We start from the raw sequence: 13,382 nt of genomic DNA, 5'->3' as shown, positions 1-13,382 counted from the left end.
GAATTAACACTTCTTACACTTAATTAAACTAGTAACAACAATATGAAATCAATACAAAACGCTCCCCAACAAGGTAATGAGCAGCAAAAAGGAGAAAATCTTAATGAAACGCAACCCAATGAAGCGGGTAAGGCAACCGGAGAGCAACATAACAATGGCTATGGAAATACGCCCAACGAAGATAATAAACCTCAGCAAGCCGATACTGATACAACGGAATCAGAACAATAAAACTTAATAACCAACATTATGAAAGCTGCCTTAAAAACAGAAGATGGACGCTTCAGCATTGAAGATGTTGAAAAACCGGAGATACCCAACCCGGATTGGGTACTAGTAAGAATACGTGTTACCGGCATATGCGGCACTGATTTACGGCACTGGAAAAAAGCTGAACCCCAACTCACCCATAAAATTATGGGGCACGAACTTGCCGGCGAGGTGGTTGAAGTTGGCAGCAATGTAACCAAAGTTAAACCCGGCGACCGCGTGGTGGTTGAAACCCTGCTTGGCGATGGCACTTGTGAATGGTGCCAGGTACAACAATACAACCTTTGCCCTAACTTGTACAAAGTACGGATGGAAACTGTGTCCAGGTCGTTTGCGGAGTTTTTAATGGCTCCGGCGGAAAAATTACATTTATTGCCTGAACATGTCAGCTTTGAAGAAGCGGCCTTGCTTGATACCTTCTCCGTAAGTATGCATGCCATTCAATTAAGTGGTATAAAGCTAAACGATGTAGTAGCTGTAATAGGTGCCGGCCCTATTGGTCTGGGGCAGCTTCAACTGGCTAAACTAAGTGGAGCGGAAGTTATTATTGTTGACATGGTCGACTCTTCTTTGGCCATGGCTAAAGAGTTAGGTGCTGATCTTGTAATCAACTCCAAAAATGATGATCCGGTTAAAAAAGTGATGGAATACACCAATGGTAAGGGTGTAGATATAGCGTTTGAATGCGCCGGAGGCCAGTCAATGCCTCAAACCTTGCCGCAAGCGGTAGCGCTTACAAGCATTGGCGGAAAGGTAGTAATTGTAGGTGGCTTTGACGAAGGAGAAATAGCTATTCCGCTGGAATGGCAGCATATCCAAAAGTCAGAGATCAATATTATCCCCAGTGCAAGTTATTCGTTTTGGGGTATTCAGTCAGAAATGAAAATGTGCTTGGATTTACTGGCAAAAGGCAAACTGAACGCTAAAAAAATGATTACCCACAGCTTTAATTTAGATGAAATTAATAAGGCATTTGAAACCGCCGAGGATAAAGAAGGTAGCGGTGCAATTTTTGTAGCGCTTAAAGTGTAAGATGTGCGTACTTACGCTTACTCCAATTAATATCTGTTGATCCCTTAATTAAATACAATATGAAACTTGGAAAAGACATTCAAAAAATACTGGATAAAACTTATGAACCTAACACCATAATTGAGCGGGTAATGGGCCGTTATGACCTGGCGTTTAAAACAGATGAAGTTGGTCGTCCGGTGTTGTTATTTCTAGGTAAAGCAGACGATAAAGGGCGAATACAAGGTGAACGATTTGCAAGGCGTCTTGTTACCGATGCTGCAGGTACAATCACAAAAGATCATTGGGATAATAAGGGGCATGTATAAGGTAAATTTTAATCACTCTAGCCTGGGCAAAATCGATGTAGTAACTGGTACCGTCAATATTCACTGTTTTCTTTTGGGCCCGAAGATGACGCTACGCGAAGATAAACATCGAACATTCCGCTGCAGACACGTTGATGGATATACTTATGCTGCCGTCCTACAGTGAGACGTACGCGCCACCGGAACGACTTGGATAATTGATGACGGTGGCACCGTTGGTCAGCGTTCCTGTTTGCGCTTCGTTACTTTGCACGGAGGTCGTTTTTTAAAGTGGATGTCTTAAACGAACGCAAATCATTCCCCATCACCTAACATTGCATTTTTATAAGACGTGCAATGTATCTTCAATAACCAGTATATGTGATGTCAATAATGCAATTAACGTACGGACGACTACAAACGTGTAAAAACTAGTGCTCTACCCTTTCGTTGCGGTATTTAAAACGCAGAAACAACATTACAATGTCCATTAACACCGAGAAGAGATTCGTTGCTATAATGGGCAAATCACTCCGTTGGAATCCGTACCATGTCCACAATACATTCCCGGCCAGCAATACCAAAAACATAAATGGCGACACATCGGCTACTTTCTTCTTCTTTATTGTAGTAACTATTTGAGGAATACTGGCTGTCGATGTACATATTCCGGCGATGAGACCTAATATTTCAAGAGAATCCATAGATAAATTTTAAATGACAAATGTGTGAATAGTTAGCAATGAGCGGATAAGCAATTTCACTAATGTATAAGGTAGAATAAATCAATAAGTAAATTGTTTAATTTTTATTTAAGACAAAAAAACGTTGTATGCAGGAAAGCTATAACAAGAGGGTGTAAGCATCATTATTTAGATATTTCTCCTCAATCCAGCACTCATCAAATATTATCAAATGCTCTATATGTGCAACGCAGATGAAAGATGTGCATCCCACAGACCATACACTGCTGTATCTACTTCGATACACTTAAGGTAACTTTATTAAGTTTTTTATTTATAATTAATTATTTTCCCTGTAAATCAATAAGACAGATTTTCGTGGTGCTTCTTTTGCACTGGCTGAATACGTGAAAAAAGAAGAAATCCACCTATCCGATTTACAGCGTATCCTCTTTGGCGAGGCGCCCCCGGCCTTTCTGCCGGAAGTCATTTTACGGACCCTGATCATTTATCTGTTTTTATTGTTTATCATACGCTGGCTGGGCAAGCGCATGAGCGGTCAACTCACCATTATGGAGATGACAATCATGCTCACACTGGGCGCCATCGTATCGGTAGCCATGCAGGTACCGGACCGGGGCATATTGCTGAGCGCAGCAATTTTACTGTTCACCCTAACGGTACAGCGTTTTGTGGGCTGGTGGAGCTTCAAGTCATCCACCATTCAACGCCTGACGGAGGGTGAATTGAGTATGCTGGTTAAAGATGGCAGGCTACAGCTTAAAGAAATGGAAAAATGCCGTATATCCCGCCAACAGCTTTTCGGCCAGTTGCGCTGCAGCCAGGTATTCAATCTGGGCATGGTTAAGCGGGTGTACCTGGAATCAAACGGTCTATTCAGCATTTATATGTATAAGACACCCCGATATGGCCTGCCCTTGTTACCACCGGACGATCAACGGCTGATCAATACGCAGGCAAAGAGTGATGAAGTAGCATGCGCAAATTGCGGGCATACGGAAGCAAAAAATGCAGCATCCGATTGTGCTGACTGCGGATCATTAAACTGGGCGCCAGCCATAATCACTATTCAATGAAGGCTTCAGACATTCATCTATTCGACTGGCAGCGTATCTGGATTGGTGAAGTTCCGGAAATGTATTTCGTAGAACTGATCATCCGTGCCTTTGTCATTTATCTCATCCTGCTAATCGCCATGCGCAGCATGGGTAAACGGATGTCGACACAATTAAGCCGTAACGAACTGGCCGCACTGGTTTCTCTGGCGGCGGCGGTTGGTGTACCAATGATGGCGCCGGACCGGGGTATCCTGCCGGCGGTGATGATTGCACTGGTGATCGTGGGCCTACAGCGGGTGATCGCAAAAGGCGCTTTCCATAACCAGCGTTTTGAAAGCTTTTCGCAGGGTAATGTGGCTGAGCTGCTCGCTGATGGGGTGATCAATGTCCGTTCCATGGCAAAAATTGGACTCTCGCGCGAACGCCTCGTTGCGGAGCTGCGATCCAATGGGATTATTCACCTTGGCGAGGTTAAAAGAGTTTATTTGGAGGCAAATGGCGGTTTCAGTATCATCAAAAATCAGGATGCAATCCAGGGATTATCAGTCTTGCCAGCGAGTGACCAGGATTTTGTTGATGAACTGGAGATCCATGCAAGTGAACTTGTATGTAACTGGTGCGGGCTTTCTCGGCCGCAACCTTCACCTGTAAAGTGCACGCACTGCGGCCACGATACCTGGAAACCGGCAGTAACAGAAAAAACATGAAGAAAATCAACCTCAATCTGATAGTAATCATCAGCACTTTGCTGTGGAGTTGTACTAGCGTGCCAGCAACAGTGGACAATACCGACCCGGCGTGGTATAAAAACGAAGTGATTTACAATCTGGAAATTAAAACCTTCAAAGACAGCGATGGTGACGGCCTCGGTGATATCCGCGGCTTGACCGGCAAATTAGGTTATTTGGATTCTCTTGGGGTAACGATGATCTGGCTTGCGCCCTTTCAGCCCTCGCCCTGGCAGGACGATGGGTATGATGTCAGCGATTATTACCGGGTCGATCCTCGACTGGGAACGATGAACGACCTCCAGGCGCTGCTAACCGCTGCAAAAGTTCGCCGGATAAAAGTGATTATGGACCTGGTATTAAACCATACCTCCACCAGCCATCCCTGGTTCCGGGAGCGCAAAGACTGGTACCTCTGGACCTGGAAGCGCCCGAAAGACTGGGACAAAGGCATGGGCTTTCCGGTAGTCGAAAAAGAAACATGGCGGAAGGACAGCACTTTCGGCGGTTACTATTTTCACCGATTTTATCGTTTTGAGCCGGACTTGAATTACCAAAACCCGGAGGTGGTAGCGGAGGCCAAAAAAATCATGAGCTTTTGGTTGCAAAAAGGCATGAACGGATTTCGGCTGGATGCGGTTCCCTTTATCATCGACGATCCGCGGGAATCTGCGGAACATCCGGCGCATGATTTTAAATTATTCAAAGAGCTGACGGGACACGTGGCTAAAGTAAAACCCGGTGCGCTGTTGCTGGGTGAGGCAAACGTAAAACCGGAGGAGGCCGGAGATTACTTTGCCGGTAACCATCGCGGGCTGGACATGATGCTCAACTTCGACGTTAACGAATACTTGTTCTATGCTTTAGCTTCCGGGGATGCAAAACCTTTAAAAAAAGCGCTTAAAGCGACCACAAATAAACCGACGGCAGACCAATGGGCCCATTTTCTCCGAAACCACGATGAGATCGATCTGGGTAAGCTAAATAAAAAACAGTTGGAGAAGGTTTATCAAAAAATGGGACCGGACAGCAATATGCAGTTATATGACCGTGGCATACGGCGCCGGCTCGCGCCTATGCTGAACAATGACCATAGACGCTTACAACAGGCTTACAGCCTCCTCCTGGCTCTGCCGGGTACACCGATTCTCCGGTACGGTGAGGAAATCGGTATGGGGGACGACCTGAACCTTCAGGAACGGTTGTCGGTGCGTACGCCTATGCAATGGGACAGCGGCAGACAGGCTGGCTTTACTGTTTCGAAGAAGATTGTACGACCGGTGATCAACGACCCGGAATATGGGTATCGGCAAGTCAATGTCGCCCGTCAGCGCCGGGATTCCCTATCATTATACAACTTTATACGCCGACTGATCGCTCTTCGAAAAGGCCACCCGGTCATAGGTCAGGGTACGTGGGATTTGCTGGCGGGAGACGCTGATAATGTGATCAGTATTTTGTACCGTAATAATAACGAGAAGCTGCTTGTATCATTTAACTTTTCAGAACAGCCAGTCAAAATGAAATATCATTTTCCCGAAAAAACCAAGGCCGTTGAACTCGTCAGTGGAAAAACCGGGCTGGACTCCGAGATTGAAGCTTTTGGAAGCCGCTGGTACCGGCTTGACTCACGTTGAACAGAAGTCATTTATTAGAATAAACTATACTGATTATTAAATGCAGTTATACAAATGAAGTTTCTTATTAACCAAACAGCCATGTCTACCCTCCTTTTGCTGGCGTGCGCAACCTTAGCAAGCTGCACGTCTGATAGTGAGATTAAAGAGGATCTGGCCGCTAAAGCCAAAACTGAAATAGGCTTCGCAGGGCTTACTTATACCGTGCAGAACAAAATTGGCACGCTTAGCAGGGACTGTCCAGCAGAAGAGTCACGACAAAAAGTATTAAAGACTGATCAAGGAATCGCCATTATTGACAGTATAATAAATCATATCCGCATATTACGATAATTAACCATGCAATAAACCCAAAGCAATAAACGCTGACTGAAACCTGATAACTACAGCAAAGCCGAATACACGTCCGTAAAAACTAAATTAATATTAGTTGAGTTTCGCGTGATAACTTTGAAAAAGAAAGAACTTACCATCCAGGAAAATACGGCAGCAATAAGCTGTAATATCACAACTAAGGTAAATGGATCATAAGCATTTGCTAAAGCCAGTAACCTTGATACAGCAATTACGAAATATGGCTGTACGGATGATCGGATCTTTTTATGAAATTCCCATGGCATATCAGAAAAGCTCCTGTCAGTAAGAGCAAGTTTTGTACCGGCAAACTCGAGAATCTGGAAGTGTTTGTCCGGATGATAGTAGCCAAGGCATTTTATTGCATATAACACATGCACAAGCAGACTTACTGCAAAAATTAAATTAATATGTAGCGCGTGGTTCCTATTTATCCATACAAATGGGGGGCGTAAAGACATATAAACTTATTTGACTTTGATTTCCTGAGTAGCGCTGATCATATTATCGGCCGTTATGCCTTGCACTATAACCTTAAAGGAATCAGCTAATTCGTTTGTCGAAAATTTAATTTGAGCTTCACCATTTGCATCAGTTTTAATTTGCGACCCCCAATAAAGTGTTGAACCGTAAATGTTAACTGCGCTCGTTTCCGCATGATAGTATTCTTTACCGCCGTAGATACCGCTGATGAAAACGCCTTCTTTCTGGCTGCCGGTTAAACAACCTGTATAAAATATCGGGTCAACTTTGAAGTATGATCCTTGCAGATCAGTAACTTTGGTATACCAGCGACCGTTAATTGGTTTGAACCGGTTCTTGCTCTTTTCATAGTTCAAGTGCCCGGCTTCATCTACATAATCTCCGCAATCATTCACTCCGGGCTCGCCATGAAAGCTTTGGGCTCCCCCGTTTCGCTTAGAGGCTGTGACTTTTACCGTTTGCAAATTGATGGTATTTTGAAGGCTTGGTGCTGGCTGTTCACTGTTATTAGCAGTAGGCTGCGAAACACGTGATGCAGGTATAACCAAACGTTTAGCGAGAGCTGTTGCAAGATCTTGATAAGGGTCAATTATCTTAAACAGATAATTTCTCGTACTCTTATTTACACTTAGCTTTATTTGTTTATCCGCTGCTACAAAGAGATTTTGGGGATTTAAGAAAAACGCTCCGTCAGCGCTTGTGGGAACCAGCGTCAATTGGTTACTGCCTAATACAACCACATCTACCAGGGATGTAATAGGCTTTTTATTCAGGAAAATTTGTCCTTTTACCGGCGGAACTTGGATTTGCAAGGAATCGGTTTGTTTCCAGTTTATCAATTCTTGCCAGGTGTATCTTCGCCATCCCCTAATTAACAACACATCCTCGAGGTATGCTTTATTACGGAACCCAACGCCCGAAGGATCTATAGGCAATTCACCTAGTTCATTTTTCAAATAAATTGCTGTTTCGATGTCGTTTGCGCTCGCCATAAGCCTGCTCTCCTGCACCACTGACGCAGAGAATACGCCCAATATCGGCTTACCTTTATTGTCCTTAAGGCTTAATTTTATTTGAACCGAGTCGTTCGTTTTATATACTTTTTTCGCTAACGCAAAGTTCACCGAGGTGCTGTCATCATAGTGGCAAAAAACCAACCGTTCGGCAAGAGGCTTCCCTGCATTATCCAATACAGTAACCGTTGCCAAACCCCTTGGCATAGTGTTTAATGATAGATCAATTTTATTTCCGGCTGGGTTGATAGTTGTTGTTGCAAGCACATAATCTCCGCGATAATTATGGATCAATACCTGTACGGACTTTTTCGTTAGGCTATGCAGTTTAATTCTTAATGTATCATTGACGACGGCCTCATTTAAATGCATATAAATGCCGTCCTGCAATATACGGGGCAATGGGACAATCGTATCTGACTTCAGGTAATTTCCTGCCTTGATTTTGAGGCTATAACTACTACCGGGCATTGCAGCTAACATAAATTTACCTACGCCCAATGAATTAGTTTTGACCGTGCTTACTAATTTATCGTCCTGCAGCAATTGCCCTTCCAACTGTACGGTAGCTCCTTGTGCTGTTTTCGCTTCCCAACCCACCAAACTGGTAAGCCCTGCCGACAAATTACCGCCTTCGGGATAAAAGCGAACCTTTATTTGCCTATTAACGGGCATGAGCAACGCCAAGCTTACATGTTGTATGTTCCCGCCATATCTTACCGCTGCCTGTAGATTTGGGTTAATTGTGGTGACCTCATCCCGCAAAACCGGGATTATCAATTCATTTGTTTCAGAACTAATATACCGTTCCCTTGCCTGTCCGGTCGTATAGGACACCTGCAAAATAGGTTTTGCCTTACTATCTGACGCAACAGGGTTCACCTTAATTTTAACTTTTAATTTACCGTCAATGGCGGTTGAATCCACCAAGGCTAAACGTACGTCGAACCCCGGCACATTGGTATTTTTGATAATTATTGGCTGTGTATACTTTGACAAGGGCTCACCTTTTACATCCAGCGCGCTGGTAAAGCATACCAATTGATAATTGCCCGGAGCGATAGTATCAGGAAGGGTAAGATTACCGGAGCAAATATCCCTCTCTACCCTAAATTTTTGATCTAAAACAACTTTACGATTATCTGAACGCATTAAAAAAACGTTCATAAAAGGGCTGTACTCCTTTTTATCATTGGCTTTCAACTGGTAAATACTGAACCAAATTTTTTCATTGTTAGTGTAAACATTTTTGTCACTGTGCATGAATATTCCTATCGCAGTATGGCTTTTGCTGAACGTTTTAAATCTAGTAGCTAAAATCTCGTTGTCAAGCGACTGTGCCTGTAGCCGGCATATGGTTGAGAAGAAAAAGAGAATGTAAACGATTTTAGACATATTATACGTTCTCCTCGTTTACTGATACTGATTTTTCCTTACTTTGATAAGTAAAGCAGAAATAACCATCCAAGTGTGACAATAGCTTTTTCTAACATGATTATAGACGATGGGTGCGCTGAGTTCTGTCTTCATGTAATTTAATAAATTATGAAGAGCTCTTACCGAAATCCCTAGTTTGTCCGCTGGTTGATGGGGTGGGCCCGTAAATTTACGCTTTATCAAACTATCGATAATTTGATTCTGACAAGATCGACTTTCATAGATAAAATTTAATTGGCAGACACGATATCTTCGGCTTGACAAGATATAAACAAAATAGTACAGATATTAATTAATGTAAATTTTTAACTATTTGAAAAAGTCACAAGTTAGCATGTATTAACATTTTTACGTTTGCACGCCTTTAAATTTTAAATTAAGCAATGCATTCTTTTATGATAACATGAAGATATCTGAGAATATTTGAGGGAAAGTGAACGTAGTAGCTGGAAACAAAGCAGTACACGTTAATGGGCCATTACGTTCATTGTGAGATTATTATTAAAGGCTAACTGCAAAACAGATTATTCATTTCTGTGCCTGAACGGAAAACCACTGATGTCCAACCACATATATCACATAGCAATTCTACTTAAAAGCGATATGCCGCTAAGAATCGGCTTTTGGCTAAATAGCGATAGATTTTAATACAGGGCATTGCCTCTGATTCATTTTATAATCCGAGTCGGAGCAACTCGGACAGTAGCGTCTACAGCAGGCTGCATATTTGTAGGACAAATTCAATTAATTATGGCAACTGAGATCATAACCAGAGATCTTGAAGCTTTTGGTGAGAAGCTGATGGCGGAGATCAAAGCATTGATGGGTAACTTTTCGGACGGACCAAAGAAATGGCTAAAAAGTTATCAGGTAAAAAACCTATTAAAAACTTCAGACAACACTCTTCAGACACTGCGGGACAATGGTACTATTCCCTTTACCAAAGTCGGCGGCATTCTTTATTATAACAACGAAGATATCAACCGCGTACTTCGGGGAGAGGTGAAAAGCAAGCGGATCAAATTGGTGAAGCAGACAGGTTAAAATTTGTCTTCGTAAAGATAGTCAGCGAAATATCGACGATTCCAGCTCATTAGGATTTGAGTTATTGTTTTGATAAACAGCGCCATTCTGTGTCGGCACTTCGGTGGATGGCATGATGTAAAAAATTATTCATCAATAATCCACATCATGAAAAAGCTATCTTTCGCGGCACTATTAATCATCACGTGCCTGCTAACCTTTGCCGGCCGGCCGGCTGCCGACAAAAAACCATTAAAGGCAAAAGCCAAAATTTATGTTCTTGTCCATAGGGCGTGGCAGGCACCTTATGCGTGGCAGTTTGTAAAGGAACAATTAGAAAAAAAAGGGCAGCATGTCATAGTAGTTAACCTGCTGGTTGGTGGTGCTTGTCAATATCTTCGCCATTCACCGGTCCTGGTTTACCGTAAAGAATTTTGATGGTCTTAACTTTATCTGCAGCGTCGGGATCACTAATATCGACCTGAAACTTCAACTGGCTGCTCGTTTTCAAGTAACTTCCCATGGGCTGGCCATTGATGGTAAAGCCAACTACCGCGTTCCAATCCTGTGTGGCGTAGAAGCGATTGGACCGGTATGCATCGATTATACTATCCCTACTCAGTGCTCTCGCTAATCCAGCAGTTCTGGAAGCAGACATGCGGCCAAAGGTCGTATTGTGATTGTCATGATCAATAACCGGTCCTACGATATAGCCTAATGACAATAGCCTCTTGTAGTACGACAGGAAGGATATAGGCGCCCTATCAGAATAATCCGTCTTTTTTGAAAATGCAGGGCCGCTGCTTATGGCAACCCTGCACAGGGCCTGGTCGGCCTTAAGATCATATGGTCTTGCTGCAAGATTCCCGTAATCGGTTTGTGCAAGATGTGCCAGCGTAGCAAAAGTCTTTCGATTAGCAGACAAAAGATTGAAAAGCGAATTATAATCTGATTTTGCCGAATAAACGTCAAAATTACCTGGCTCCCAGCCGATCAGTTTGTCCGAGCCATAGATAACGACGTGCCCGCCCTTGCTGATCACACCGTATTCCATACCGTACAAGGCGACGAAACGCCCGTCTTCATTTGCGCTATTGGCTTCGGCCAGTCCTTTGGCATAATTCGCAAGCTCATTCCTGCCTGGCTGTGATTATGTTCTGATATTCCAAGGAAGTCCAAGTGCTCAGATTCCCGCGCAAATCGAAATTCGTCCAAGGGTGTTTTAACGTTAGTTTGCGCCCTGTCTTTTGCGCCATCTGAATACGATGTATGCGCATGAAGGTTCCCGAAAAATACGCGGTATGGCTGTGCGGTCGTACTTATAACCGAAAACAGCACCGCCATCAGTAGTAGAAGGCTTCTTGTGATCATGGGTATAAGGTTAGTCTGTCCGCTTCTTTACGAACAGACAATTAAAGTTAAGTCCATTCTAAGTAATATACAACGGTGAAATCACGGTATTTTTTAACAAACGTTTGTAAATCAGACATTTTAAAGAAATAGCGTATGATCGGACTATTAATATATGATATTTGCTTATTTAACCAAAACAGCTAAACAAGGTCATCAATTGAATTGATAGGTAATAACATCAGTAACTTCATTCGTAACAAAGCATTAATGTTAAAGTAATACCATGTTTCCAGCTTTGCGGCAAGTATTATTTCGTGAAGACGGACATTCAGCTTGAACAGGAAACGCAAATTGAGAGTAAGGAAAAGTCCTTCAAATCTTTTTACAAAAAATGGGTTAATATCCTTACAAACTATGCCCATGGATACTTGAAGGATAACGAAACATCCACCAGCGTTGTCCACGATATCATTATTAACTTTCATAGTAACGAAGTTAAGGCCGATAATCTGCAAGCCTATTTATTCAGATCTGTACGGAATGCCTCTTTGAATGCCCTTGAAAAACAAAAGCGCAAGCATCTAGAATTCACTGATCCAAACGAACTTACCGTTATTTCTGATAGCAAGCAGCAGGCCGTAGTCAAAATGCGGGAATCAGAGCAACTCTTACTCTTACAAAACTTAATCAATCAACTTCCTGAAAAAAGACAGCGTGTTTTTAAAATGCACCGTCTAGAAGGTTATAGTTATGCAGAAATCGCACAACAGCTTGGCATATCTACCCGAACCGTAGAAGACCATTTAGCTAAGAGCATGAATTTCTTACACGAGCACATGCATCAATTACTTAATAATTAGCTAACAAAAACTTAAGATAAGCAACCCGTATTTGGCAATCTCTTTTTTGTCTTTTAATCATGAACCGATCAAGTCATGATGAAAGACGAAATATGGAATTATATCATTAAGCGGTTTAGTAACGCTGAAACAGACGCTTCTCGTCAAGCATTGGATGAGTGGATAGCGGCTTCTCCTGACCATAAGCAACTGTACGATGAAGCGGTTACTTTGTGGATGTTAGCAGAAAAGCTTCCCCGTGAAGCGGCAGAACCTGTTTTTGAGAATAACGTACGCCAATTTAGACCGAAAAGACTTTATATACGGTTTGCTGCTGCATGTGCGGGCTTATTAGTAGTGTTTGCCGCTTTACTTTTAAAGCAAAAGCATGAGCAAAAGAACATAGTATGGGTCAGCCATTCTGCGTCACGCGGCAAAATGCTCTCGGTTACATTGCCTGATAGTACAACGGTCATGTTGAACTCGGGAAGTACAATCACTTACTCCAATAACTTCGATTACGATAACACCCGCCTCATTAAACTTACCGGTGAAGCATTTTTTAAGGTCACTCACCGAAAAAAGCAACCCTTTGTTGTTCAGACCCGGATGTTAAAAACTGTCGTACTGGGTACAAGTTTCAATGTACGCGCATACATCAACGAGCCCGAAATTGGTGTAGCCGTAGCGACGGGAAAAGTAGGTGTTGTTGCAGACGTACGACAACAAAGTAATCAACCTGTTTTCTTGCTCCCAAATATGAGGCTGGCTTATAACGTTAACTCCGGAAAATATCATACAGACAGTTCATTCCCCGGTATGGCCGGGGAGTGGCAAAAGGGAATTCTTACGTTTGAACAAACCCCAGTTCTGGACGCGCTTCAAACAATATCAAGAAGGTTCAATGTCCAGTTTGATACCGCTGCCTACAAACACACCGCATGTCGCCTGACGGCCAAGTTCAACAATCAGAATTTGCATAGTATACTAAGCACCTTGAAGGCTGCAATGAACGTGCAGATAAGACAAACGAATAATATTATTTATATAAAAGGAGGAACAGCATATAATCAACCATAAAAAAGCCGGTCCCGCGCCAACGGAAACGGCCCTGATTGATGGAGCAGCGGGCACTAACCGCGCTCCTTCAGTATTATGAATAAA

At 42.9% G+C, this 13,382-nt stretch carries 14 protein-coding genes; 10 read left to right on the top strand and 4 right to left on the bottom strand.

Features of this window, described 5'->3' with window-relative positions; all coding sequences use genetic code 11:
* Positions 1-42 precede the first annotated feature (42 nt).
* From ABD960_RS02115 to ABD960_RS02105, 3 genes are read left to right on the top strand one after another with little or no spacing between them, the layout of a single operon-like run.
* A complete protein-coding gene (locus ABD960_RS02115) occupies positions 43-231 on the top strand; it encodes a hypothetical protein (protein ID WP_345329264.1) in 189 nt (62 codons plus the stop codon).
* Between the two features lie 18 nt (positions 232-249).
* On the top strand, positions 250-1,302 hold the full coding sequence (locus tag ABD960_RS02110) for a zinc-dependent alcohol dehydrogenase (protein ID WP_345329262.1): 1,053 nt from the start codon (positions 250-252) through the stop codon (positions 1,300-1,302).
* A 59-nt stretch (positions 1,303-1,361) separates the two neighbouring features.
* Positions 1,362-1,610 (top strand): hypothetical protein, encoded by a 249-nt coding sequence (locus tag ABD960_RS02105; RefSeq protein ID WP_345329261.1) that lies wholly within the window; start codon positions 1,362-1,364, stop codon positions 1,608-1,610.
* Positions 1,611-2,020: 410 nt separating this feature from the next.
* Here ABD960_RS02105 and ABD960_RS02100 read toward each other — a convergent pair whose 3' ends face one another.
* Complete coding sequence (locus ABD960_RS02100) at positions 2,021-2,293, bottom strand: SemiSWEET family sugar transporter (RefSeq protein ID WP_345329260.1); 273 nt, start codon at positions 2,291-2,293, stop codon at positions 2,021-2,023.
* A gap of 386 nt (positions 2,294-2,679) precedes the next feature.
* On the opposite strand from ABD960_RS02100, the gene ABD960_RS02095 reads away from it, so the two are divergent.
* The 4 genes from ABD960_RS02095 to ABD960_RS02080 are packed head-to-tail and all read left to right on the top strand — an operon-like array spanning position 2,680 to position 6,049.
* Positions 2,680-3,369, top strand: a complete 690-nt coding sequence (locus ABD960_RS02095) for a DUF421 domain-containing protein (protein WP_345329259.1) — start codon at positions 2,680-2,682, stop codon at positions 3,367-3,369.
* A complete protein-coding gene (locus tag ABD960_RS02090; RefSeq protein WP_345329258.1) occupies positions 3,366-4,058 on the top strand; it encodes a DUF421 domain-containing protein in 693 nt (230 codons plus the stop codon). Before ABD960_RS02095 ends, ABD960_RS02090 begins: the two co-directional genes overlap by 4 nt.
* The gene (locus tag ABD960_RS02085) at positions 4,055-5,716 is read left to right on the top strand and encodes an alpha-amylase family protein (RefSeq protein WP_345329257.1); all 1,662 of its coding nucleotides are present in this window, start codon (positions 4,055-4,057) and stop codon (positions 5,714-5,716) included. Before ABD960_RS02090 ends, ABD960_RS02085 begins: the two co-directional genes overlap by 4 nt.
* A 54-nt stretch (positions 5,717-5,770) precedes the next feature.
* On the top strand, positions 5,771-6,049 hold the full coding sequence (locus tag ABD960_RS02080) for a hypothetical protein (protein WP_345329256.1): 279 nt from the start codon (positions 5,771-5,773) through the stop codon (positions 6,047-6,049).
* 50 nt (positions 6,050-6,099) lie between these two features.
* On the opposite strand, the gene ABD960_RS20955 is transcribed toward ABD960_RS02080, so the two are convergent.
* Positions 6,100-6,531, bottom strand: a complete 432-nt coding sequence (locus ABD960_RS20955; RefSeq protein ID WP_425563464.1) for a hypothetical protein — start codon at positions 6,529-6,531, stop codon at positions 6,100-6,102.
* A 6-nt stretch (positions 6,532-6,537) separates the two neighbouring features.
* Positions 6,538-8,961: a hypothetical protein gene (locus tag ABD960_RS02075; RefSeq protein ID WP_345329255.1), complete on the bottom strand. Its 2,424-nt coding sequence runs from the start codon at positions 8,959-8,961 to the stop codon at positions 6,538-6,540.
* A 792-nt stretch (positions 8,962-9,753) separates the two neighbouring features.
* Between ABD960_RS02075 and ABD960_RS02070 the strand changes: the two genes are divergently transcribed.
* A complete protein-coding gene (locus ABD960_RS02070; protein WP_345329254.1) occupies positions 9,754-10,047 on the top strand; it encodes a helix-turn-helix domain-containing protein in 294 nt (97 codons plus the stop codon).
* A gap of 343 nt (positions 10,048-10,390) precedes the next feature.
* Here the strand turns inward: ABD960_RS02070 and ABD960_RS02065 are convergent, their stop codons facing one another.
* Positions 10,391-11,080 carry a hypothetical protein gene (locus ABD960_RS02065; protein WP_345329253.1) on the bottom strand — a complete coding sequence of 230 codons (690 nt, stop codon included), beginning with the start codon at positions 11,078-11,080 and terminating at the stop codon, positions 10,391-10,393.
* A gap of 613 nt (positions 11,081-11,693) precedes the next feature.
* Here ABD960_RS02065 and ABD960_RS02060 point away from each other — a divergent pair.
* The gene (locus ABD960_RS02060) at positions 11,694-12,239 is read left to right on the top strand and encodes a sigma-70 family RNA polymerase sigma factor (RefSeq protein WP_345329252.1); all 546 of its coding nucleotides are present in this window, start codon (positions 11,694-11,696) and stop codon (positions 12,237-12,239) included.
* 75 nt (positions 12,240-12,314) lie between these two features.
* Entirely contained in the window at positions 12,315-13,298 is a 984-nt protein-coding gene (locus tag ABD960_RS02055) for a FecR family protein (RefSeq protein WP_345329251.1), read from the top strand.
* The last annotated feature ends 84 nt before the right edge of the window (positions 13,299-13,382 follow it).

Origin of the sequence: Mucilaginibacter defluvii, from assembly GCF_039543225.1 — a bacterium.
Lineage (GTDB): Bacteria > Bacteroidota > Bacteroidia > Sphingobacteriales > Sphingobacteriaceae > Mucilaginibacter > Mucilaginibacter defluvii.
The sequence above is the reverse complement of the archived record's forward strand: the minus strand, read 5'-3'. Positions and strand labels throughout refer to the sequence as shown.

Coding starts and splice junctions, on each gene's coding strand:
- ABD960_RS02115 (WP_345329264.1), top strand. CDS start 43: ATGAAATCAATACAAAACGCTCCCCAACAAGGTAATGAGCAGCAAAAA.
- ABD960_RS02110 (WP_345329262.1), top strand. CDS start 250: ATGAAAGCTGCCTTAAAAACAGAAGATGGACGCTTCAGCATTGAAGAT.
- ABD960_RS02105 (WP_345329261.1), top strand. CDS start 1,362: ATGAAACTTGGAAAAGACATTCAAAAAATACTGGATAAAACTTATGAA.
- ABD960_RS02100 (WP_345329260.1), bottom strand. CDS start 2,293: ATGGATTCTCTTGAAATATTAGGTCTCATCGCCGGAATATGTACATCG.
- ABD960_RS02090 (WP_345329258.1), top strand. CDS start 3,366: ATGAAGGCTTCAGACATTCATCTATTCGACTGGCAGCGTATCTGGATT.
- ABD960_RS02085 (WP_345329257.1), top strand. CDS start 4,055: ATGAAGAAAATCAACCTCAATCTGATAGTAATCATCAGCACTTTGCTG.
- ABD960_RS02080 (WP_345329256.1), top strand. CDS start 5,771: ATGAAGTTTCTTATTAACCAAACAGCCATGTCTACCCTCCTTTTGCTG.
- ABD960_RS20955 (WP_425563464.1), bottom strand. CDS start 6,531: ATGTCTTTACGCCCCCCATTTGTATGGATAAATAGGAACCACGCGCTA.
- ABD960_RS02075 (WP_345329255.1), bottom strand. CDS start 8,961: ATGTCTAAAATCGTTTACATTCTCTTTTTCTTCTCAACCATATGCCGG.
- ABD960_RS02070 (WP_345329254.1), top strand. CDS start 9,754: ATGGCAACTGAGATCATAACCAGAGATCTTGAAGCTTTTGGTGAGAAG.
- ABD960_RS02065 (WP_345329253.1), bottom strand. CDS start 11,080: ATGGAATACGGTGTGATCAGCAAGGGCGGGCACGTCGTTATCTATGGC.
- ABD960_RS02055 (WP_345329251.1), top strand. CDS start 12,315: ATGATGAAAGACGAAATATGGAATTATATCATTAAGCGGTTTAGTAAC.